Source organism: Dyadobacter sandarakinus (genome assembly GCF_016894445.1).
Lineage (GTDB): Bacteria > Bacteroidota > Bacteroidia > Cytophagales > Spirosomataceae > Dyadobacter > Dyadobacter sandarakinus.
In genome coordinates this window covers 67,773-91,477 of sequence record NZ_CP056775.1, presented here as the reverse complement: position 1 = coordinate 91,477, position 23,705 = coordinate 67,773, and the positions used below count along the sequence as shown (strand labels likewise).

Annotated in this window: 13 protein-coding genes; 10 read left to right on the top strand and 3 right to left on the bottom strand. The window is 46.7% G+C overall.

Annotation, left to right across the window (positions count from 1 at the left end; genetic code table 11):
* The first annotated feature begins 64 nt into the window (after positions 1-64).
* The 4 genes from HWI92_RS00310 (at position 65) to HWI92_RS00295 (ending at position 5,763) form a co-directional block, all read left to right on the top strand.
* Entirely contained in the window at positions 65-2,287 is a 2,223-nt protein-coding gene (locus tag HWI92_RS00310; RefSeq protein ID WP_204660224.1) for a phage head spike fiber domain-containing protein, read from the top strand.
* Between the two features lie 19 nt (positions 2,288-2,306).
* A complete protein-coding gene (locus tag HWI92_RS00305) occupies positions 2,307-2,897 on the top strand; it encodes a T9SS type A sorting domain-containing protein (protein WP_204660223.1) in 591 nt (196 codons plus the stop codon).
* Positions 2,898-3,295: 398 nt separating this feature from the next.
* Entirely contained in the window at positions 3,296-4,855 is a 1,560-nt protein-coding gene (locus tag HWI92_RS00300) for a GMC oxidoreductase (RefSeq protein WP_204660222.1), read from the top strand.
* A gap of 59 nt (positions 4,856-4,914) precedes the next feature.
* Positions 4,915-5,763, top strand: coding sequence for an aldo/keto reductase (locus HWI92_RS00295; protein WP_204660221.1), 849 nt, complete (start codon positions 4,915-4,917; stop codon positions 5,761-5,763).
* Between the two features lie 73 nt (positions 5,764-5,836).
* Here the strand turns inward: HWI92_RS00295 and HWI92_RS00290 are convergent, their stop codons facing one another.
* On the bottom strand, positions 5,837-6,805 hold the full coding sequence (locus HWI92_RS00290) for a glycosyltransferase family A protein (RefSeq protein WP_204660220.1): 969 nt from the start codon (positions 6,803-6,805) through the stop codon (positions 5,837-5,839).
* Between the two features lie 497 nt (positions 6,806-7,302).
* Here HWI92_RS00290 and HWI92_RS00285 point away from each other — a divergent pair, with 497 nt between their 5' ends.
* Entirely contained in the window at positions 7,303-9,543 is a 2,241-nt protein-coding gene (locus tag HWI92_RS00285) for a phage head spike fiber domain-containing protein (RefSeq protein ID WP_204660219.1), read from the top strand.
* Between the two features lie 198 nt (positions 9,544-9,741).
* On the opposite strand, the gene HWI92_RS00280 is transcribed toward HWI92_RS00285, so the two are convergent.
* Positions 9,742-11,280, bottom strand: coding sequence for a capsule assembly Wzi family protein (locus HWI92_RS00280; protein WP_204660218.1), 1,539 nt, complete (start codon positions 11,278-11,280; stop codon positions 9,742-9,744).
* A 766-nt stretch (positions 11,281-12,046) separates the two neighbouring features.
* On the opposite strand from HWI92_RS00280, the gene HWI92_RS00275 reads away from it, so the two are divergent.
* From HWI92_RS00275 to HWI92_RS00255, 5 genes are all read left to right on the top strand, one after another.
* Positions 12,047-12,319, top strand: a complete 273-nt coding sequence (locus tag HWI92_RS00275) for a hypothetical protein (protein ID WP_204660217.1) — start codon at positions 12,047-12,049, stop codon at positions 12,317-12,319.
* An 11-nt stretch (positions 12,320-12,330) separates the two neighbouring features.
* Positions 12,331-12,933, top strand: coding sequence for a T9SS type A sorting domain-containing protein (locus HWI92_RS00270; RefSeq protein ID WP_204660216.1), 603 nt, complete (start codon positions 12,331-12,333; stop codon positions 12,931-12,933).
* Between the two features lie 505 nt (positions 12,934-13,438).
* Complete coding sequence (locus tag HWI92_RS00265; RefSeq protein ID WP_204660215.1) at positions 13,439-14,215, top strand: LytR/AlgR family response regulator transcription factor; 777 nt, start codon at positions 13,439-13,441, stop codon at positions 14,213-14,215.
* Positions 14,216-14,709: 494 nt separating this feature from the next.
* Positions 14,710-15,930, top strand: a complete 1,221-nt coding sequence (locus tag HWI92_RS00260; RefSeq protein ID WP_229248638.1) for a polysaccharide pyruvyl transferase family protein — start codon at positions 14,710-14,712, stop codon at positions 15,928-15,930.
* 294 nt (positions 15,931-16,224) lie between these two features.
* Positions 16,225-17,592: a sugar transferase gene (locus HWI92_RS00255; protein WP_204660213.1), complete on the top strand. Its 1,368-nt coding sequence runs from the start codon at positions 16,225-16,227 to the stop codon at positions 17,590-17,592.
* A 710-nt stretch (positions 17,593-18,302) separates the two neighbouring features.
* Here HWI92_RS00255 and HWI92_RS00250 read toward each other — a convergent pair.
* Positions 18,303-23,594: an OmpL47-type beta-barrel domain-containing protein gene (locus HWI92_RS00250; RefSeq protein WP_204660212.1), complete on the bottom strand. Its 5,292-nt coding sequence runs from the start codon at positions 23,592-23,594 to the stop codon at positions 18,303-18,305.
* Between the last annotated feature and the right edge of the window lie 111 nt (positions 23,595-23,705).

Here is a 23,705-nt window from a genome sequence, read left to right as displayed (position 1 = left end):
CTTGTTCCGCCCGAATGCTTGTCTGGTAACTAATATTCACATAACCCCAATAATTTAATTTAAAATGGCTACCCTACTTAGATCTTTTGATTTCAGACAGGAACCTTCGGTAGATGAGGACAGTATATCTGTTACAAGAGACAGCGAAGCATCCTATTACGGATCAGACGGCTACCTGCATTTTTCTAATAAAGGCAGAGAGCTGATAGTAAACAGTCAGAGCTTTACAGGTAATTCATGGAATCGTGTGGGCGTGACTGCATCCGTACCAGGTGATATTGCTGTTCCGGATGGTTCAAGTTCGGGCAATAAGATTACAGAGTCAGTATCAAGGGGAGAACACCGGATATCACGCGGACTAACCATTACCAAAGGCACTCCTGTTACAATCAGTATCTATGCAAAAGCCGGTAACCGGTCGAGCGTGCAGTTCAGCTTCCTGAAAGCAGCTTCCTTTACCGGAGGTAATCCGGGTATCCGGTTTAACCTTGCCAGCGGCAAGCTCCTCTCCCGAAGCTCAAACGTGATCAGCTACGAAGCGATTGACGCCGGAAATGGCTGGTGGAGACTTAAAGTGACAGGCCTGCCAGACCGGGGCTCAGAATCCGGTGTGCACCTTTATATTCTCAATGACAGTACGTCTATGAGCTATGACGGAAGCGCTGAAAAATACATCTATGCCTGGGGAGCGCAGATAGAGCAAGGCGCAACCCTGTCCGACTATACTGCCTTCAACGGTCTACGGTTTAACCATGACCTGTCCGGTAAAACACCTAAGTTAATCGGCGCCCTGATTGAGCCGCTGGGCACCAACTATACGCCGTACTCACAGATCCTTACGCATTCCTCGTGGCGCAAGCAGTACGCTACGGTAGTTTCTTCCGGCAAAGCTCCGGATGGCTCGTCCACCGCATACAAGATCAAGGAAGACTCGACCAGGGGTGTACAGCATTACATCATGCCATACCCTACATTGCCTACTGCCATCGGCAACAAGTACACGTTCAGCGCATTTCTGAAAGCAGCCGAACACAAGTGGGCGTTCTTCAATATCAATGGGGTGACGGTGCACTTTGACTTACAACATGGCGAGGTAGGAAACAGAAATGATATTTTTTCTCCATCCATAGAAAGTGCCGGAAACGGTTGGTACAGATGTTCGGCTACTTTCCTGGCCCTGCTACCATTTACATCCGCAAAAATCGGTCCGGAACCCGCCAATGGAAACCCGACCTACAATGGAAGCGGTAACAGCGGCGTACTGGTTTGGGGCGTACAGTTTGAAAGGTCGCCATCGATGTCCAGCTACATCAGGACCACTTCAAACCAATCTACCCGCAGTGCGGATAATGTCAAGATCAACAAGCCCGAAGAAAGCAGCAAACTCGACATATTCGTGCAGCGCGCTACCGGCGGTACATGGATCAACAATGTAGACGGGAACTATGATATTCCGCTGGGTGAAAGCCCGGTTCAGGTTGTAAATTTCTACAATTCCGGTGAATCAGTTTCCACCAAAGATTCGCTTGTACAATCCCTTTTTGCACAGGAATATAAGTATCTTGGTAACTCGGGCATGCGCCTTTCGATTATGGGTACGGAATATCAGATCCAGACTCCCAACAAGCCGTGGTCGATCCAATACGCCGTGAACAAAAGCTCGCCGGTGTTCCGTGTTCAGGTGAATGCAGGTGACTTGTGGGACGGAGATGCGGATAACCCGAAGGAGAAAGAAAGATGCGAATTCTACATGAAAAATGCAGATTTGCCCTTTAACGAAGATGTCTGGATCTCGTATGCCATGAAAATAGCTCCGGGAACACCATTAAACCTTTCACCTGTGGAATGGTGCTACCTGGGACAGGTACATGCTACCGAAGATCCGGGCGATATCAGCACAGGCCCTATCCTCGGTTTCAGGCTGGAAGGTGAAGATACCATTACCGCTTACACGGCTTCGAGCAGTGAGGATCCGATCAAAAGGCCGCCTACTTACATCCCGCGTGGAAAAGGTACATTCACGAGGGGAGTTTGGCATAAGGTTGTTATACGTGCAAGGTTTACACATACCGATAATGCAGAGCTGCAATGGTGGCAGAATGGTAAGGAGCTGGTCAATGTAAAAGGGATCGGGATGGGTTATAAAGATAAGATCGGCCCTTATTGGAAGTTTGGCGTATACCGCTCGGCGATGTCCCCCACAGTTACAGTAGAATACGCTAATATGGAAGTACGGTACGGCTCATCATTGCTGTCAAGAATAGTATCGCCATTACTTATCAGTTAGTTATGTCACACGTTTAGCCATGAAATTGAGACGCAGGAATTTTATACAGATCACCGCCTTGTTATGGGCTACTGTGATTTCAGGACTGTCTCTGCGCGCCAATCCCAAGAAGCGGGACTCTCAACTTGCCGTCAGTATGATGTCGGATGATGGTGATTATGCAGTTCGGGTGGATGGGCATTTGCAGATTTTGCGCATCATCGACAATGTGGGTGAGGTTAGTATTCCACAATACTCCTGTACGCTCGAATACACGCCCGCAATCGGCACTTCGGATGTAACGGTATATATCGATCAGGGTACAACCATGTCGTACCTCGCACCGGCAAAGTTACTCGCCGAAAGTGGAAGCAAATGGGAAGTTACGCTGATGGGAAATCCCGTGGCAAACGGCAAAATCATTACGAATATCACGGGGCCATCCAACAAGATGCCGGTACTGGAAGTAACCGATATAAGCGGACGATCACTGGTGAAAAAGCAGGTTTCAAAGACGAAATTTTCACAAGATTTTGAGCTCGACATCCAGCGATATGCCAAAGGAACACTGTTGTTCACGGTAAGCTGCGACGATTTTTCCGAGACAATGAAGGTATTTCATGATTTTTAATATTCAAGTAATTGCTAACGTAAACAGCCAGCTTCTCTACCATGGAGAGGCTGGCTTTTGCGTTTCAATTTGATAATATCAGCTGGTGTTGGTAGCTTTGACAAAGTGCTACCCAAAACTGAATAATCCCTCTTAAGTGCTTAAAAAGCTACTTTTTTTGCTAAGCTTATCTGAAAAGCTATGATGCGGATCATCGGAATAAATGATTGAAATCAGGTTTTAAATTTTACACAAAAACGCCCTCCGGATTTATTTAAGACGCCGCCCGGGAACAGGAAATTTGCACTGCTTTTTACAAATCTTTTTCCAGGTGGGTTTTTAGCGGTTACGCCGCAGGTTTTGAGGTGCATCCTTACTCAACGAATACTTTTACCTCATACTTGCTAAACAAGAACTGTATGATTATTGATTTTAATGATGACAGCGCCCCGCTCGACTTTCAGGCAGATATCTGCATCGTGGGTAGTGGTGCCGCTTCATTGGCCATCCTCACAAAACTTTATAATTCCAACTACAAGGTGCTGGTCGTTGAGGCCGGCGGCGAAAATGTAACGGATCAGAACCAGGAACTTTACAATGTCATAGCCCCTTTTCATCCTTTCGAAGGAGCACATAATGGTCGCTTCAGGGTATTTGGAGGGTCTACCACACGCTGGGGAGGACAATCGCTGCCGCTGGACCGGATTGATTTTGCACAGAGAGACTGGCTGCCGAACACGGGCTGGCCGATCGCGTATGATTCGGTTTCGAAATATTATCCAGATGTAGACAAGTTCCTTAACCTGGACCCTACCGGCTATGAAAACGACATTTTCGCCCTCCTGAAAGAAGAACCGCTGCCATCCATTGACGAGCTTCAGTTCAGGTTTTCAAAGTGGAGCCCGCTCCCAAATCTCCGTGAGCAATACAGAAAGGGTATTACCAAATCGGCAAATGTTACATTACTGAAAAACGCCAATGTAACCAATATCAGGCTTACGGACGACCACAGCCAGGTTGACCGTATCGAGTTCAAAAACTTTACCAAAAAGAGCGGCCAGGTAAAAGCAAAAAAGTATGTGCTGGCGTGCGGAGGTCTTGAAAACGCACGTATTTTGCTGGCGTCGAATAAACAGCAGCCCCTGGGCGTAGGCAACTCCCGCGACCTGGTAGGCCGCTTCCTTCAGGATCACCCGAGGGCAGAGGTAGGCACGCTCATTTCGAGCAAGAAACAACAGTCTTACCTCAACTATTTTTACCTGGGTAAAACACGTATCCTGCCCAGGTTCTTCTTTTCTGATGATTTCCAGAAAAAACATGAGATCCTGAACACGACGGCTTTCGTCGAGTTTTATACCAAGGAAGATGATGTTTTTACCATTGCCAAAGAAATCTACCGTAAACAGGTTCGCGGGACTTTGTCTTTTGAAGAATTTAAAATGGCATTAAGGCTGGTCAAAAACCTTCCTGAGCTGCTCGTTATTGCCAAGCACTACTACATCAACCGCAAGGTATATACACCCAATGCCCGCGCCAGGCTCAATGTGATGACCGAATCGCAGGCGTTACCGGAGAATCACATCGAACTCAGCAAGGAAGTGGACGCACTCGGCATGCCGAAAGCGATCGTCAAATGGAAAATTGATGAAAAGGTACGCCATACATTTCTGACTTGTACCGAGCTGATCAGCGATTACCTTACTTCGGTAGGCTTTGGCAAAATTGACGTGGACGACTGGCTGGAGCAAGATGGCTGGGAGAAGAATGTGCGGGATTCGAAGCACCATATTGGTACTACACGCATGGCTGCCTCCCCTGAAAACGGTGTTGTGGATGAAAATTGCCGCGTTTTCGACCACGGGAATCTTTACCTGGCAGGGAGCTCCGTATTTCCGACGAGTGGACAGTCCAACCCTACGGCTACACTGATTGCATTAGCCTTCCGGCTCGGCGACCACTTTCTGGCGAGTAAAATTTAGTCAAACAAAAAAGGAGCATTACTTACAAAAGCTGCACTTGCTGCACAGATAAACGATTTATGAAAAAAGTTGAATTGGTAAAAGGTATCCCCTCCTCCGCGTTGGGCTTCGGCTGTGCTCCTATCCTGGGTGCGGTTGACGGTAAAACTGCAAAACGCATTATCGACTGTGCACTGGATTGCGGCATTTCCCACTTCGATCTCGCACGGTCCTATGGCTACGGCGAAGCAGAGGAGTTTGTAGGAAAAATCCTGAAAGAACGCCGAAACGAAATGACCATAGCCAGCAAATTCGGTATCATGGCAAACTGGAAATCCGAACTGCTGAAACCGCTTAAACCATTGGTCCGCTACCTGCGCAGCGGTGACAAGAAAGTTGACCTCGTCCCTAAAAAGCAGCCGGCACCTACTGGCCAGCCTGGAAAAGGAGGTGATATGTTTCACGACCGTATCCCGTTCAGGGCAGCAGATATGAGAAGGAGCCTTGAAAAAAGCCTACGTGCGCTTGGTTCCGACCATCTCGACTACTTCTTTGTGCATAACCCGCTGGAAAAACTGGTGCATATTGATGAGCTGAGTGAAGCTGCGCAAAGGTTGAAGGAGGAAGGAAAGATCCGGGCCTGGGGAATTGCCTACAAGCGCTCCCTGCAGGAACTTCATCAGCCGTACCTCGATCGGTTTGATGTACTTCAGTTTGACAACTCTGTCGGGGTGGATGGTTATGACAATCTGATCAAGACACGTGCTCAAAAACCAAATATCTTCTTCTCTCCTTTGCGTGGTGCCGCAAAAGAAATGAAGCCCAATGAAATTCTTCAGCAACTGTTTACTGATTTTCCGAACACGGTGATTTTATGCTCCATGTTTAATGAAAAGCATCTCCGCGAAAATGCCAAGCTGGTAAGTTGAGCAGTACTTTATACAAAAAGACCGGCCGCCAGGAAGCTTTCTGGCGGCCGGTCTTTTTGTATGCCCTATAAACCTACTTTTTAGGCACAAACGAAGGGTTTTCGCGCTGGCTCAGCATCTTCTTGTAACCCACAATTTTTTCAATCCCTATAAAAATGTTGGAGCGGTGCTGGACAAGTTTCTGCATTACATACAATACGTACTTCCAGCCGAATGCATGCGAGCGGGCCAGGTAATACAGTACCGACTGCTGGTACTTGCGCTTGTTGATAGACCGCAGAAAGTCATTGGCCTGCAATGCAGCATTAAAGCGCGTATCAAAGTGCTCTTTGCTGAATGAATTGCTGATACTACCCGGCGTTACGGTGATAATGTACAGCACATCGGTTGTGGCTGCTATTTTCCTGGCCCGATTTGCCGAAGTAATGGAAAAGTAGATATCGTTGGAAGCCAGAATCTCCTGAAAGCGCAAATTGTACTGCTCCACCATCTGCCGCCTGATCAGCTTGCCCCAAGGCGGATTGAAGTAGTACCGCAATGCATCTTCATTGTCCTGACTCGGGTCAGCTACAAAATCGGAAACCAATTTCAGGTACCGCTGGTGACGATAAGCTACCTGCGTAATATCATCGTTGAAAACGCTGCCCGTGCCAAAGAAAATGATGTCTTCCTCAGCATTGTAGTACTTCTCAATCAGGCTCAACATATTGCCGGCAAAGTAGTCGTCTGCATCTGCAAATAGCAGCCATTTTCCTGTGGCGTGTTTCAGGGCAGTGTTCCTGGCGCGTCCGGCTCCTTTCGCAGCAGTTTCAAAGATTAGAACTACTTCTCTACCAAAATCGAACTCTCTCAGCTTTCGTTTTTCGTCCTCGGTGCTGCTGTCATCCACAATGATGATTTCAATGTCGGGACTTGCAGGAATCGAGTCCAGCAAACGCGTAATTAAGTGTGTAGCGTTTTTGTGGGGTATGATGATGGAAAACTTCTTTTCAGGGATGGATGCTGATGTGCCCGGGACGGCGCCCAATACATTGTCTGACATATGGATTGCTAACAATAATTTACTAAGACCTGATTGATAGGAGGTTCCGCTTGGTAATCTAAACCGGCACATGGCATGCCAGGCTGTTGTGTATGGGAACACATGAAAATGAATGCAACCAACATTGCCTAATTTCGGCAGTGACTGCTACATGGCTATACTACAAAGATAGGTAGTCTGAACTTAAAAACGCCAGTACAGAGAGCAGCCCTGATTAGATTGTTGAAAACATCCTCAATGATATCAAAATCATCCTCTATCTATCTGATAACGTGCATTCAATGCATTATGGCGGTGTTTGAGGAAGATCATCAATCATTTCAGAAGGCAGGATAAAAGGTCGTAATCAGGCATATCATTATACATGTAAAAATTAGCTTGAATTGCTATTGTAGAATTAATTCAAAAAATTTGTCATATAAATTTTTTTTTCTGTACTCCCATAACTACTTTTGTATTGTCTCACATTAATCAACCGCATATACTATCATACTACTATGGAATCTGACGCACTATCGGTATTTGATTTCCGCCGTGAACCTACGACCACAAACAACAACATCTCGTTTTCACGCGCTACGGAGGCTTCTTTTTACGGAGCAGACGGTTACCTGCACTTTGCACAGCCGGGTCAGAACTGGCTTACCAACAGCCAGAACTTTATAAGCAGCTCATGGACAAAGGTGAATGTGGCTGCTACAACACCAGGAGATGTGATCAGTCCTGATGGTAGTTCAAGTGCCGGCAGGCTTACCGAAAATAGTGTTACAGGTGAACACCGTTTTTCAAGGACGGTAACTGTTGATCAGAATGCGCCGGTTACAATCAGCATCTTCGCCAAGGCAGGTACCCGCTCGATGGCCCAGTTTGGCTTTACCAATGGTGCTTCGTTTACAGGCGGCACACCGGGTATGAAAGTCGATCTGGTACGTGGAACAATCATGTCAAAAAGCTCCAACGTTGTGGATGCACAGATGGTGGATTCGGGCAACGGATGGTGGAGACTCAAGCTGACTGCTGTACCTGACCTCGGTAAAAGCGTAGGTTTGCAGATGTATCTCAGAAATGAGCTCAATACGGTAAGTTATAAAGGCAATCCGGACTCTTACGTGTATGTATGGGGTGCCCAGCTTGAACAAGGAGCCGTGATGTCCAGCTATGCGCTCACTACCTCAGCCGCTTACACCGGTCTGCGCTACAACTACGATCTTTCCAACGGTACACCCAAGCTGATCGGTACACTAATCGAGCCGCAGGCAACCAACTCCGTACCCTACTCCCAGTTGCTGTCACATTCGGCCTGGCGGAAGCAGTATGCATCCGTAATGACCATCACGAGCAAAGCGCCGGATGGCACCGACACGGTATTCAAGGTTCGGGAAGACACCAAAGCATCCGTTCAGCATTACATTATGCCGAACCCCGTAATTCCTGCCGACGCAGGTTCCGTTTATACTTTCAGCGTGTTTATGAAAGCTGCGGAACGCACCTGGGCTTATTTCAACATCAATAATGTAACCATTCACTTTGATCTTGTAAATGGGGTTGTCGGTAACAAAAATGATATTTTCACCCCATATATAGAGAATGCGGGTAACGGTTGGTTCAGGTGTGCTGCCACCTTTCTGCTCGATGGTTCTTCGGTCTCTGCTAAGATTGGTCCTGAGCCAGGGAATGGTCAGCCCAGCTACACCGGCGACGGTACAAGCGGCATTCTGGTTTGGGGTGCTCAACTTGAAAAAAGCCCGGAACTCACCAGCTATATCAGAACTACATCGGACAAGGTTACGCGTGCCGCTGATATTATTACGCTTGCCAAGCCTACTACTGACGACCACGACGTATTTGTTCAGAGAAAATCAGGCGGGTTCTGGATGTCCAGTGCAGCAGGAAACCTGCAGATTACGCCTTCGGAAAGTGAACTGCAAATGGTTAACTTTTATGAAACCGGCGAAACGGTAGATTCAAAAGACGAGATTGCCCAGACTTTGTTCAGAGAAGAGTACCGCTCACTGGGCGATAACGGAACAAAAACAAAGATTTTTGATACCGAGTACGTTTGCCAAAGCCCTAACAAGCCGTACTCCATGCACCGCGCCATCAACAAAACTTCGCCGATCTTCCGTGTACAGATACAGGCAGGAGACCTTTGGCAAGGTGATGCAACCAATCCGAAGAAAAAGGAGCGCTGTGAAATGTACATGAAGAATGCAGCACTTCCATTTGATCAGGACGTATGGTTTTCGTATGCGATCCGCATTGAGGAAGGTGCGCCGCTGGATTTGTCAGCTGTGGAATGGTGCTACCTCAACCAGGTACACGCTACCGAGGATCCGGGCGAAATGAGTACAGGTCCGGTACTGGGCGTCAGGCTGGAAGGTGCCGATACGATCTCTGTTTACACCGCATCTACACTGGAAAACCCGATTAAAACGGCACCAACCTACATCAGAAGAGGCAGTGTCACACTTGCCCGTGGCGTTTGGCACCGGATTGTATACCGCGCACGTTTTTCACCATACAATACCGGACAACTTCAGTTCTGGGCTGATGGAAAAGAGATCATCAATGTTTCGGGAATCGGAATAGGATATGTGGACAAGCTGGGGCCTTACTTCAAGTTCGGTATTTACCGCTCAGCAACAAGCCCTACACTTGCCGTGGAGTTTGCGAATGTAGAATGTGAGTACAAGAAATCACTTTCATCAAGGATTGCTAACCCACTACCCATTGCATAGTTAAGTTTAGGAATAGGTTTTTGGTTGTTTTTAAACCCGGAGAGCTGCTGCTTCCCGGGTTTATTTTTGTATAAATACAAAGTACATTGTTATATGTACCCATTTAGTACGGGAGATATAAACCATCATCACAGCTGCAACAATCACATCTATTTATTCACGAAAACCCACTGCAACCTTCCCGCCGGAATGACGATATTACCGGATCACTTTTTTAATCCCGAACGTAGCTCCTACCGCATTCCGCAATAACTGTCCCCGGTCAAATGCCACCACGCAGGCCAGTTCCGTATTTTCTTTTACTTTCTTTTTCAGATCCAATGCACCTGATAACTGGCGCGATACGGGGAAGAGGCCATAGCTTTGACGCCTGATTTTTCCCCGTGAATGCCCGTCCGGACTTGTTCCGTAGGTTCCAAAATTTTCCGAACAGGACAGGCGGCCTTGTACAAGAAAACCGGCAACCTTCACTTCCGTGGCCAGATGCAGCATGGCTACCCGGTTATTGTTAAAGTAGTCGCGGGGATCATTCGGGAGATTTCTCCGGGTGGTTTTTACAGTACTGATAAAGGGAGTTCCAAGGCCCACTCCTTTGTACGACCATCCCTCTTTGTAGAAGCCGTTATAGTAATTTTCATCTCCTGATTTGGTGTACCTGGCATTCAGCTCTCCCGCCTGACTTTTTGTATAAAGAAATTCCACCAGAATTTTCTTCCATTGAAACGTGCGGTTGTCGGTACTCAGGTTTGTGATGCTGAATCCATTAAGACCATCTTTAATGTTGGCAAGCTTTGCCAACGCTCCCACATCATAAAAGTTTTGCCGGTAAACAAAAATACGTGTACGACCTATCCTTACATCGCCACCCATATCAACCGATCCCAGGTGATTACCCATTTTACCTTTTTCAAAACCATTGATTTTTGCCTCCATGGTTTTGCCGGTGAATACATAATAATAGGAGTCAAACACCGAAACCCTGAAGCGCTGGCCGTAAACAATCCGCTCATTACCCCAGAAAACCTGATGATTGAACCCGCCATACAGCCGGACACGGCCGGTGGAACGTCCCAGACGGATGTATAAAGACTTCTGATGAAAGTACGTCTTTGCCGGATTTAGTTTTTCCCGGATCTGGTTGACTGCCATTGTTCCCAGCCATCCATGCGCCAGGTTACCTTTTACAGCAATGAATTGTCCGAGTATATGCAGGTTTGAATAGTCGGGCATTGCAATTTCCAGTTTCGGTATTCCCAGTGCATTGCCCGAAACGGCAAATGATCCGCTCGACAAGGTACTGTCCGTCAATCCCGAAATCTGCCGGGACCTCCCAGCCCGGAACTCCAAAACGCCGAGTTTTCCTTTGACATAGGCTTCCGTCAGTATGAACTGGTCACGTACTCCGGTGTTTGCGCGCCCTTCAAAAGCGTAACCCCAGTCGGTCAGCTTTCTTTTTGGGGTGTAAGCCTTGGTACTTCTCAGCACAATGTACCCCGAGTTTCCAGCCAGCGGCACATTCCCGAACTGATTTGCCCGCATCCAGAAAGGCACATGACGCTCGGAAGTTGAAGTGAGTCCGGATTCAACAGTGGCCGTCACGGGGTGTATGCTTGGATGTGCCTCCTGCCGGAAGTACTGGTTTGCAGTACTATCACTGCTTTTAGCGGGATCGGGCTGGGCCGATGAGGTACAGCAGGTGGAGAGGATCAGGAATGAACCAAGTAGATGTTTTATCATGAAGAGGGAGTCGGGCAATTTGCAATCAAATGCAAGTTAGCAATTACTTCTACTTGCAGGTATTCAATTACTTTATCATTGCTGTTTTACGGTCTTGGTTCAAAGGAAAGTATACTAAAAAGCTCGACTATGAACCCTGGCTAAGTATTCGCCCGGGAACATGACACCTGCATCTTCTAATAGCTGTCATTTGCATTTTGTACATAAACCATATAGACAGGTATATTAACCGTAAGTTACATAGCTATATTTATTTTCAATCTTCTGATTGTACCATAATGAAGTGTTTCTTATACACTTCAATCGACATTATTGCATTTTTCTGATACTCCGCTACCGGTAAATAAAATTATTTGTACGTAGTATAGTATAGTACTTCTACTACAAAGTTCGATCGTGTAAAATAACGTCGCGGTGGATAACTCAGGTCAACAACTTGCAAATTTTTCCACAGTTTTTTGCGGCAGTAACAACAAAAATTCGTTCCTTAGAGTATTCAAATCCTCGATATCTCCTCTAAGTGCTTCCTTGACATAGCCTAAATCATTGATTTTCAGGCTATAATGTTTTTCATAGCGAGTTATACTGTTGTTTAAGTGTCTTTTTAGCCTTTTATGGCCAGAAATGACCGATCGCGCAACATATTTTTCGTGCCAAAAAAATATTTTACAAATTTTTAAAAATTAATTCTACAAGCTTGTAGGTATTTAGAATAACTTCTACTACCTTTGTAATGAACAATTAATAATAACAATCACAAGACGAAATGGCCTACCCACTCCAACTAAACGGTTCTGCCAGGAGGCTCGAAAGAAGCTCCTCGGTATCAGGCTCCTGGACTTCGTTCACCCAGCAGCAACAAAGTGTTTTGTATTTTTCTCAGAGCAAAGAAAGTGCACCGGTAAGTTTCGCAGCCCGGTTTGCTGAAAAGCAGGAGAAAGATCAGAAAGTACAAAGTGAAAGTTTTTACAGCATGCTATACCGGATCGATTACTCGCACACACTGACACGTAAACCATCCTCTTTATTCATTTTCTAACATTATACATCATGACTATTAAACGCAGAAACTTCGTAAAATTGATTGGTCTTGGAATGGCCACAGCAGTATCCGGATTGTCTTACTCAGCAACAGCTGCAAATCCAGGATCATATCCTAATGCATTGAATGTACATATGCCGGTTCAAGACGGAAAATACATCTTCCACGTTGACGGCAAAAAACAAATCGTTGAGATCTTCAACGGCGAAGGTACCATGAAAGTACCTGACCACTCTTTCACAATTGACTATCTTGCAGAAGACGGTAAATCCCCTCTATCAGTATATGTTGAGCACAATTCTTCCGAATCTTTCCTGATGCCTGGCTTTAAAGCAGAAGAAGTGGAAAGCGAAGTGGAATGGAGTGCAACGCTACTTGGTAACCCTATCCAGAATGGAAAAATCTTTGCTCAGATCAGCGGCCCGACCAACGTGGCTCCGGTAGTAGCCATCTTCGACATCAACGGCCGTCCCCTTATCAAGGAACAGGTTAAAAAGACCCAGGTTGTTGAAGAGTTTGTATTCGATGTTCAGCGTTTCGCCAAAGGAATCCTGATCATGCAAATCAAATGTGAAGGTTACACTCAATCCCTGAAAGTTCTTCACGCATAGTATTGCTGCATTATAGTAATATATGTAATGAAATAAAAATACGCTGGCGCAAATAGCGCCATGCCACCGCACTTTAATCGTAAACCACCACACACTATCCTCTATCTTTTACTATCAGTTCGCGGAAGCGGATGGGATCCCGATCCCGTCCGCTTACTGCATTTTAAAGCAGACCAATGAACATTAATATTGGTATAATGCAACTTCAATTTTTTCTTCACCCCTGATTTCCTTTCATACCCCAAATTTGTGGTAGTCTACCCCATTATTTTAGAGATTAAAATCGCCTTAATTTTTTTTGTAATACTAATTCAGGCGGAGGACCTCGGATAATTCTCAGGTTGACACCCAATTAAATGAATCCGGCCTTCCGGATCGAACCCGGTGTTCAGATCATAAACCGAATTAGTCATCCATTAAAATTAGCAGCCGGTCAGTTAATTACCGGTTTTTAGCCAGCCTTGAAAACGCTGGAAATAATTTTGAAACTATTACTACTTCCTTTATGATTGATGTTCTGATAATTGAAAGCAATGTTGAGCTTGCAATAAAGTTGCAGCAAACGATTGAAAAAACGGGCGAATTCGCCGTCAGCAAGCTTTTGCACTCCGTGGCCGATGCCCGCGACTGGCTCAATATCGGGCCCTCGCCCCAGCTGATCTTTTGTGATATCGTGCTGCCCGATGGACTGGGGTTTGACATTTTCCGAAATACGAATCTATCCGTGCCGGTTATTTTCTGTACTTCGGACCACGCCTATGCGATCAGGGCATTTGAAAATAACGGGATTGATTACCTGCTGAAACCTTTCGATCATGCGAGGGTACAGAAGAGCCTCAAAAAGTTTTTACAACTGAAAGAGCTTTTCGGAGAAGAGACAATGCCTGAAAAAAAGAAGGGTAAGAAGAACGTCTCATACAAAAGTTCACTGCTTGTTTACTTCCAGGACAAGATTATCCCCATCAACCTCGAAAAGCTTGACTTCATTTATTACAATAATTACCAGGTCAACGTACATACACAAAATGCGCAGTACGAAACCCGTGATACCCTCAATAATATTATTGCCGCATTGAACCCCCGGGATTTTTACCGCGCCAACCGGCAGTTCATCATCCACCGCAAAATGGTAACCAGTATTCAGCAATACTTCGGCCGGAAATTGCTGGTAGGAACATCATCACCCACCCCTGAGCCCATTATTATCAGCAAGGCCAATGCAAGCGAATTTCTGCGTTGGGTTGAAGGAGCAAACCTGGGTACAGGCGTTCTGGACATGTAAGAGGCTTGTCCGTTTCGGGGCTGAATTTGTCCGTCTTACATACGGGTTATTTGAATTACTTTGATCTTTCTTCACATTTGATTGTAAATAATGTTTACCATGTTCCCCTGAACTCGTATTAAAAGTTCAGTTTAGTTTTAAAACCAGTGTACCGGTAAGTTTCAGCATTGTTGCAATGCATGTAATCTGATACTTGCCAGCTGCTTAACGCCATAATCCACGGTTGAGGCAGTTTAATGAAAGATTACCCGTAAAACAGTAAAATGTTCACAACGGATCAGGAAATGTTTATATGCGTATACAGCTGAGCGGTAAGAAAATCGGGTAATCCCCGGTTATTTTTTTCTCAGGCTTGTCAAACAAATTCTACATAAGCAGTTCAGATCAGTGATCAAGTACTCAACACCCCCAAATGAAAGATTATGAATCGGAGAAAATTTCTTCAACAAGCAGGAATTCTAACAGGTGCAGTAATCTCGACCTCCATAGTTAAGATGACACAGAAGACCAACCCTACGGTGATGATCGTTTCGGGCTGGCAGGATGTAAACATTGGCGATATCGCCCACACACCCGGATTGATCGGGCTAATCAAAAAAAGACTCCCGGATGTAAAAATTATACTTTGGAAAAGGAATCCCAGTGCGATGGTGGAAGATATGCTTGCCCGCCATTATCCCGACGTAAGGGTTATACATGGAGGTGTACAGGATAACATTCCGCAAAGTGAAAGCGTAAGGGAAGCATTCAACGAAGCCGACTTCTTCATTCACGGATCAGGTCCGTCGGTAGTGGCGGCTAACTACCTGGAAGCCTGGGCTGCCAAAACAGATAAGCCTTTCGGTTTATTCGGGGTGACCACGGAGCACATTACGCCTAAGCTGAAAGAAGTACTCAGCAAGGCATCCTTCATTTTTACAAGAGAAACAGCTTCCATTAAAGTACTGAATGACAATGGAATCAAGGGTGATTACATTCGTTTCGCCCCTGACGCAACATTTGCCCTTGAAATTCACGACGATAAAAAAGCAAATCAGTTTATCAAAGACAATAGCCTGGAATCAAAGAAGTTTATCTGCGTCATTCCACGTCTGCGTCTTACTCCTTATTACAAGCTGCGTTCCAACAATGCAGGATGGAGCGAGGAAAGGATCCGGGAAACGGATGCAGTGAACAACAAGTACAAAGAGGAGGATCATGCCAAGCTGCGCGAAGCGATGATCACCTGGGTACGGGCCACAAAAAACAAAGTTGTAGTTTGCCCCGAAATGATCTACCAGGTGGATATCATCGACGAGTTGCTGGTGAACCCGCTTCCTGAAGATGTTAAACCCTACATTGTAAAGCATGGCTACTGGCTCCCGGACGAAGCTGCATCCTTATATAAAGAAGCGCATACGATCCTGAGTCTGGAATGCCACTCCCCTATTATTGCGATTGCAAACGGCACACCGGCATTTTACCTGCGCCAACCGGAAGATACCATCAAAGGACAAATGTATTATGACCTTGGCTTGAAGGACTGGACATTTGAAATTATGGATTCTACGGGAAAGCAGATCTCCGACAGGCTGATGGCAGTCCACGGAAATTATGCAGCTGCACAGCGCACGGTTTCCCAGACATTGTCCAAAGTAGAAAGTCAGTACGACGGTTCATTCCGGACTATGGTAGCCCGCGTCCAGGAATTTAAGCCGGACTCCGCATTGGTGTAACCCACCTCATTCATGACTAGGCAAAATTGTAAACGGCGAGTTGAACAAAATCAAGAAGAAAGTTAATCATGGTCTGAAAAGAGGCTATTTTTTATTCTAAATCCAAGTTTTGTAAGACTGTTTCTATGTTTGTGTTTTGAATAGCAGAATAAATCACCTAAACTTGTTTACTTAATAATTCCGCAGTCCGATTTTACCACAAATATCCCGGGTCTGACCAAGTTACGGCCCGATTATTGTGATGGTTTATAAGAAATGTGCTATTATTGTAAATAAGCTCAACGTTCAACAATTATGAAAAATCATTATCCTGGCCTTCTGCCAAAAGCCCACCTGTGGACAGATGTAATTGTCCTCAACCTGTCGTTTTTTACCGCATACATCTTTCGGTTTGACAGCTTTTCGGGACTTCTGGAAAATCAGTACATCAACCTGCTCCTCGTAGCAAACCTTGTGTGGATTTTTACAATCCACATGTTCAAGACGTACTTCTTTACAAGACTTTCCTATCACTTCAACAATCAGCTGGGTCAGTTCCTGAAAGCGGTTACAGTGCATTGTGCTGTGATGATGGGTTACATTTACCTTTCGAAGCAGGGTGAAGAGTACTCCCGCTATCAGTTCCTGATGACCTACATGCTTTTTGTAGTCATGAGTACGGTATCGCGGGCGGCAGCGGTTTTCTTTCTGAAAGTTTACCGTCAGGCAGGATACAACTATAACAGGTATGTAATTATCGGAAAAGGTGATCTCGCATCCCTGATCCGTGAATTTTACAGCAACCGCAAGGAACTGGGCTACCGTTTTTACGGCATGTTCGAGATTGACGGTCAAGTGAATACCGTGAGTGCGCTGGAAACCATGGTGAAAGAAAAGAAGCTTGACTATATCTACTGCTGCCTGTCCGACATGGAGGATTCGCAGGTACAGGAAATTATCAAAATGGGTGAGCGCCAGCGTACACAGATCCGCCTGGTTCCTGACTTCCGCGGGTTTCTGACCAACATGGCTACCATTGAGTACCATGACATGTACCCGATTATCCAGATCAACACCAAACCGTTTTCAAGTTTCAACGAGCAAACTGTTAAACGTACCTTTGACCTTGTTTTCTCAGTGATTGTGATGATCCTCGGAGCTCCTGTTTTCTTTGCAGTGTGGGCAGCCATCAAGATTTCTTCTCCCGGGCCCGTATTCTTTAAACAAAGACGCTGCGGAAGATGGGGTGAAACTTTTGAGATCTACAAATTCCGCAGTATGCGTGTAGATGCTGATAAAATGGGATTGCAACACTCACAGGGCGATAATGATCCGCGTATCACACCTATCGGTAGAATTCTCCGTAAGTCACGTCTGGATGAGTTGCCGCAATTTATTAATGTGATCAAAGGTGAAATGTCGGTAGTAGGTCCTCGTCCGCTCTATAAATATGATGTGGATATGCTGATGGAAGCTGCTCCCCACGATTTCCAACGTTTGCTGACTGTAAAACCTGGTATTACATCCATCGGTCAGATTACCGTAGGCTATGCTGATACAGTTGCCAAAAACGTAGAAAGACTTAAATACGACCTGATGTACCTGAAAAGTTACAGTGTGTTTGATGACGTGCTGCTGATTTTCCGTACAGTCCAGGTAATGGTACTTGGAAGAGGACAATAAGGTTCAATATTGCAATACAAGTGAAAGCTCCTGGCAGTGCCAGGGGCTTTTTTTGCTTTGGGATGAAAAGGAAAATGGAGTAAGGGAATTTTGTTGTTGAATGAAAGGAGTAAAGGAGGATGGTGAAAAGGTGAATGAAGATTGGAGGAATGAAATATCAGGATCCGACCAGCTGGAAAGAAGTATTATGTAGCATCATAAACTAATAACAATGGCCTGAAAACCTTTGGATCTTCGCATATAATCAATAACAGACCAAGCCTCGATCAACAAAACAGACCCGAACATACTCTTCCATAACCTGCATTGATCCCCGCTTGAATCCTCTCCCTAATAATAGCACGATAGTTCAATTACAAAAACCAGGTTCATTTCCCATATGCTTCCTGCTCAGAAAGCAATTACACAAAGCTCAATTCAAATTAGAAGTCCATTAACAGCCTGACCTCAAATCCCAGGTAAAAAGGCCCTCCGCTTAATTCCATATACCTCCAAGATAAAGTTCCAAGCAACACCAACTCAACATACACCCAATATATAAAATGTAAGAAAGAACTTTAACCGTTCCCCATCCTCCATCCTCCATCCTCCATCCTCCATCCTCCATCCTCCATCCTCCCTACCTCCTTCCTCCCTTCCTCCCCCCTTCCCCAACAAAAAAACCCACCGGGCAAGCCCGGCAGGTTTTCCGCATTTCCCTTCAAAAAAGGTTATTCAATAATCAGCTTGGACGTGATAACCCCACTTTCTGACTTCGCCCTGATGATGTAAAATCCTCTGTCCAGGCGACGTCGTGGCTCAATTGCCGAAGCTGCCTTTCCTGCCTCGTCGGTCATCACCGTTTCGGTATGCAACACGGTATTCATCAAAGTAAGTACAGAAACTGCTACCTTTTCATTTTTACCAAAATTTCCTACGGTGTACCGGATCAGGTTACCTGCACTTGGATTCGGGTACACGGTTACATTGCAGGCCGTGTCTGCATCAACCGTCATAGCATCTTCCAAAGCTGCTACCCGCAGGTTGTTGGTCACCGCTTCAAAAATTTCCAGACCTGCCAGCGCCACCCGGTTTACCGTCGGTGCAAAGTTGATGTTCAGCTCGCCGTCGGTGATCGTTACCGGAAAATCTTTGACAATCGCCTGGCGGTAGCCTACTTCACTGAAAATATCGAGGTTGGTCAGTACAGGCTGGTTTTCGATACTGGTTGTAAACACGCGCTCACCTACGCCCGACCAATAGTTTTCTACAAAATGCATCCGGAGGGTATAAGTACCATTAGCCATCGGTATATTATAGCCAGTCGGTGCCAGGTCGGTTGCTGCCGAAAGATAAGTCTGATACAAAGAGTCCATATCCGTCGCCCGCACGCCTGATAGTGTTACCTGCTTGTCAAGCTTGATAGACCCCGTGCGGTAGTTCTTGTCTGCTTCAAACAGCTTGTTGCCGATCATGACATTTACATCCGCGGCACCCTTTACGCGCTTCACAACCTGAACCGTAGTGTTGCTGGTATTTGCAATGCCATAAACCGGAATCCGGAGCGGTGTGAGTGCTGAATTATTATAGGTGATCAGTACAACAGCATTTTTCGGACCTACGGAAGTTGGTTTGAAGTTTACGGTAAGATTTACCGTACCCTGCGGCACCAATGAACTCACCGACAAGGTATTCAATGTAAACTGATTTGCATCCGGTCCGGACAACTTCACGCTCTTGATGGAAATGGTAGGATCCGTGGTGTTATCAGGATAGGTATTACCCTGATTTTTGAGCGTTACCGTCATAGATTTGGTCGTACCGGTAAGTGCCGGCTCAAATGTGATGTCCGAAGAAGTAATGCTTTCAAGCACCGAGTAGTAAGCTGCTCCCGACTCCGGCCTGACGTTTTCAACAAAGTAAACATTATCCTGAAAGTCATAATTGGTGGCAGCAATCCCGAGGTAATCACCATTTACAAAATAGGCATTCGGTACAAGATTACCATTTGCATCAATCGCCTTGATAATTCGCAGACCGATCCGCCCGTCAATATTCTGGGTCCTGTCCGAAGACATTCCTTTCATTCTCAGTCCAAATGCTCCTGAAAGATCAAAAGTACCCTGCGCAACACCGGTTTTTGCATTTCTGAGTCTTGGCAGCAGCGACTGTCCGTCGAGCCTGTCGTGGGTGAAAAGCGTTACAATCGTTGACGAACCTTTCTGAAAGTAATCGAAAGACTCCACCGTATTGCAGCAGCCATGGTAGGCAGCCAGCTGCGTAACTTTCACAGGCTTACCCGGATCTGCTTTTACAAAATACGAAGCCGCAATTTCATGGGAGCTCGGCATGACGGATGTACCACTGTTACCATTGTCATTCGCATTGTACCCGACCTTGGATGTAAACCCAAACGCATTGATAATTTCCTGCGCGTAGGGCTCGCTCTTTCCTTCGCCTTCTTTCTGGAACAATCCGTGCAGAACAATGCGCTTCGTCGCAGCTACGCTGTCGTTGCTCGTAATCACCAGTGTATCATGCAGTACCTTGGCCCTCGAAGACAAATCTTTACCAATAAACTGAATCACAACGTCCGTAAATGCTCCTGTGGTAATATTTACCGGCAGCGACAATGTGCTGTCGTTATTGATGGAGGCTACTTTCCAGGATGCAGGATTTGACAGCCGCAGGTTACTTACCGACAACTTTCCAACTCCCTTGCTATGCAGCCGGAGGGTTACCTTGTCGTGGTTGGCATTGTACTCCGTGGTATCAGGAGAGGTTCTCCGCCATGGGATCTGGATGCGTGAAAAGGTTGCCTGATCATCGCCCGGGAATCCGTCGAGGTTTTTTACCACCATATAGGCTCCTGCCAGAGGCTGCACATATACATTGAGCGTGTATTGCGCAGTTCTTTCATTGTTATTGGCATCAGCCGCTTTCACCACCAGGTTGTGCGTGCCGTTTGTATTTATGTAAAATGGTGAGGTATAATTGAGGTACTCGCCTCCATCCACTGCATATTGCAGCCGCGCAAGGCCCGATTCGCCTTCATCCGTCGCACTGAGGAAAACCTGCACCTGCTCGCTGTATACATTGTCGGACTTGAATGTTCCCGCAAATCGTGCACTGATTGAAGGTGCTACTGCATCCGTCACCTGTACCGCCGGACTGAAAGTCAGGTAATTCATTTTGGTGTTGGTACCGCCGGTAGGATCAATGGTCAGCTTGCCGTCGGTTACCTGTACAGTGGCTACGGCTGAGCGGAATTTAACGGACGAGGTGGATGCAAAATCGGAGATAGCAGGCAGGCCTTCCACGTTGATCTGGTGCTTGCTGTCAAAGTAGCGGAAGTCACCGGCATTCACAGTAACCCTGTAAGTACCGTTTGGTACTGCATACTCCCATGCGCCCGGTGCTGTATTGTCGGTAGGAGCCTGCATTTGTACAAGAGACAACAACTTGGAATCACCCGTGCCCGCCCGCAAACGCATATTTCCACGGTAATCACTTGGTTGCCTGGTAGCTGCATTTACCCAGCCGTAACCACGGGCAGATTCATATGCATTTCCATAATCCGGCGTATACGTACTTGCCACAGGTGACCCTTCGGGCAGGAAGCTGATTTTGGTCAGACTTACCACAGGCGCCACATACACGCTGAATGTATAGGCATTGGTAATGGTCTCATTTCCGTTCGCATCAGCCACCCGCACTTTCAGGCTGTAATCACCACCTGCATTGATGGTAAAGGGAGCGCGGTAATCTACGTAGCTGCCATTATTAATGGAATATTGAAATTCAGCCAATCCCGATGCGCCGGCATCCGTAGCCGACAGGATCACCTTTACCTGCTGATCATACACATTCGCAGATTTCACAGAACCTTCAAAACGTGCGCTGGCTACCGGAGCCGTATTGTCGGCAACTGCTGATGATTTGGTAAAAGATACATAATTAAGCTTGGTACCAGTTCCACCTGTGGCATCAATGGTCAGCTTGCCGTCGGTCACCTGCACGGTTGCCACTGCGGTCCTGAACCTGGCTGCAGTAGTCGGCGCAAAGTCCGATACGGCAGGCAGGCCTTCCACGTTGATCTGGTGTTTGCTGTCATAGTATTTGAAATCCCCTGCACTGACCGTCACAGTATAAGTCCCATTTTCCACCGCATATTCCCATGCGCCGGGCACCGTATTGTCCGATGTAGCCTGCATCTGTATCAAACCAAGTTGCTTTACATCTGCACTGCCGGTCCGGAGCCGGGTGTTACCTGTATAGTCACCCGGCACTTTGGTATCGGCACTTACCCAGCCGTAGCCGCGCTCAGCCGTGAAAGCAGCGCCATAATCAGGTGTAAAACCGGCAGCAATGGCCGAGCCCTGCGGCTGAAAGCTGATGTTGGTTACAGCCAGTACGGGCTCCTGGTAAATGCTGAATGTGTAAGGGCTGGATATGGTTTCGTTTCCATTTGCATCAGCTGCCTTCACTTTCAGGCTGTAATTTCCGGGCGTTTCCAGTGTAAACGGAACCGTATAGTTCACATAAGTACCTTCACTAACCGAATACTGGAAAGACTTCAGCCCCGAGTTTCCTGCATCTGTGGCCGAAAGAAAAACCTTTACAGTTTTGTCATAAACCCCGGCCGACTTCTGGGTTCCTTCCAAACGCGCACTTACCGCCGGTGCAATTCCGTCGGTTACGGCCGTAGCGGGTACAATATCAATGTAGTTCAGCTTTGTGCCGGTACCTCCGCTGGCATCCACCGTCAGTTTACCGTCCGAAACCTGCACCACCGCCGTAGCAGTCCTGAATTTGGTTGCTGAACTGGATGCGAAATCTGCCACAACAGGCAGGCCTTCCACATTAAGCTGGTGCTTACTGTCAAAATATTTAAAATCACCTGCACTGACAGTCACCCGGTAAGTACCATTGGGAATAACGTACTCCCAGGCACCCGGTGCTGTGTTATCCGTAGTTGCCTGCATTTGGATCAGCGATAGCTGGCGCGCATCAGCCGTGCCGGTGCGCACACGCGTGTTTCCCGTATAATCTCCGGGCACCTTGTCGGCTGCACGTACCCAGCCGTAGCCGCGCGCATCCGTAAATGCATTGCCGTAGTCGGCCTTGTACCCTGCGGGGGTAGCAGCTTCCTGTGGCTGAAAACTGATTTTCACATCCTGTGACACCGGTTCCGGTGCAGATTGATCAGCGATCGCGAAATTGTCGAAGGTATAGGTTACGGGGCTGGTACCATTGCGGTACGTGGCAAATACGCCTGCATACAGCTCGCCGGTAGTAAGTCCCAGTCCTGCAATGCCGAGCGACGACGTTGCGTACAATGCGCCGGTGCTCGAAAAGTTGGTACCGTCTGTGGAATAAAAACCTTCAACCGTTTGTGCATTGGCATCTACTACCATTCTCAGGGTTACCGTTTTACTGTTAAGCCCGCTAATGGTTTCGGTACGGCGCTGATCAGGATTACTGGTTCCTGAAACCGTGCTCGACACATCGTTAAACTCTTTGCGCAACTCTACTTTATTACCGGTCACGCCTAGTTTTACAAACGTCCGGTCATCAAGGCCGTACCAAAGTCCGCCCTGCTGTGCCTGCGACGCATTCACGGGATTGATCAGCTGTACTTCCAGCACCAGCTTTTTTACACTTGCTACTTTTACACCCAGTACGTTGATCTGATTGTTGTTTGCCAGGTAGTCAATCCCTTTATTGGCAACAATCTGAAGACGGCCGCTTGTCAGTGCAATTTTGGAAGGTTCATAACCGGGTAACCCCGGTACCGACGGCTGCCCGTCCTCCGCAGCACGGGAGCCTGAGGAGCTGTTAACCGTCGTAAAGCCGGTACCGCTTCCGTTTTTGTCATGAACAGAATTGAGAACTGCATTGTCAAATGACAGGGAAAAAGGCAGGCTCACCCGGAGCGCCGAACATGCAAGCGGGCTTACCGGCAAACAGCTGTCTGCCACCATACCGCCTCTTTTTACGGGTGTTCCAACCCCAGCAAGCAAAGTACTGCTACTAGTTAGCAGCACAAGAAAACTAATGCACATCCGACCAAAAACTAATTCGATTGGCTTGCGCATGAAACGGTAGCTTTGATTCATCATCGGTTAATTTGG

Bases quoted from the DNA above. Each gene is read 5' to 3' on its own strand.
- HWI92_RS00310 (WP_204660224.1), top strand. From the start codon at position 65: ATGGCTACCCTACTTAGATCTTTTGATTTCAGACAGGAACCTTCGGTA.
- HWI92_RS00305 (WP_204660223.1), top strand. From the start codon at position 2,307: ATGAAATTGAGACGCAGGAATTTTATACAGATCACCGCCTTGTTATGG.
- HWI92_RS00300 (WP_204660222.1), top strand. From the start codon at position 3,296: ATGATTATTGATTTTAATGATGACAGCGCCCCGCTCGACTTTCAGGCA.
- HWI92_RS00295 (WP_204660221.1), top strand. From the start codon at position 4,915: ATGAAAAAAGTTGAATTGGTAAAAGGTATCCCCTCCTCCGCGTTGGGC.
- HWI92_RS00290 (WP_204660220.1), bottom strand. From the start codon at position 6,805: ATGTCAGACAATGTATTGGGCGCCGTCCCGGGCACATCAGCATCCATC.
- HWI92_RS00285 (WP_204660219.1), top strand. From the start codon at position 7,303: ATGGAATCTGACGCACTATCGGTATTTGATTTCCGCCGTGAACCTACG.
- HWI92_RS00280 (WP_204660218.1), bottom strand. From the start codon at position 11,280: ATGATAAAACATCTACTTGGTTCATTCCTGATCCTCTCCACCTGCTGT.
- HWI92_RS00275 (WP_204660217.1), top strand. From the start codon at position 12,047: ATGGCCTACCCACTCCAACTAAACGGTTCTGCCAGGAGGCTCGAAAGA.
- HWI92_RS00270 (WP_204660216.1), top strand. From the start codon at position 12,331: ATGACTATTAAACGCAGAAACTTCGTAAAATTGATTGGTCTTGGAATG.
- HWI92_RS00265 (WP_204660215.1), top strand. From the start codon at position 13,439: ATGATTGATGTTCTGATAATTGAAAGCAATGTTGAGCTTGCAATAAAG.
- HWI92_RS00260 (WP_229248638.1), top strand. From the start codon at position 14,710: ATGACACAGAAGACCAACCCTACGGTGATGATCGTTTCGGGCTGGCAG.
- HWI92_RS00255 (WP_204660213.1), top strand. From the start codon at position 16,225: ATGAAAAATCATTATCCTGGCCTTCTGCCAAAAGCCCACCTGTGGACA.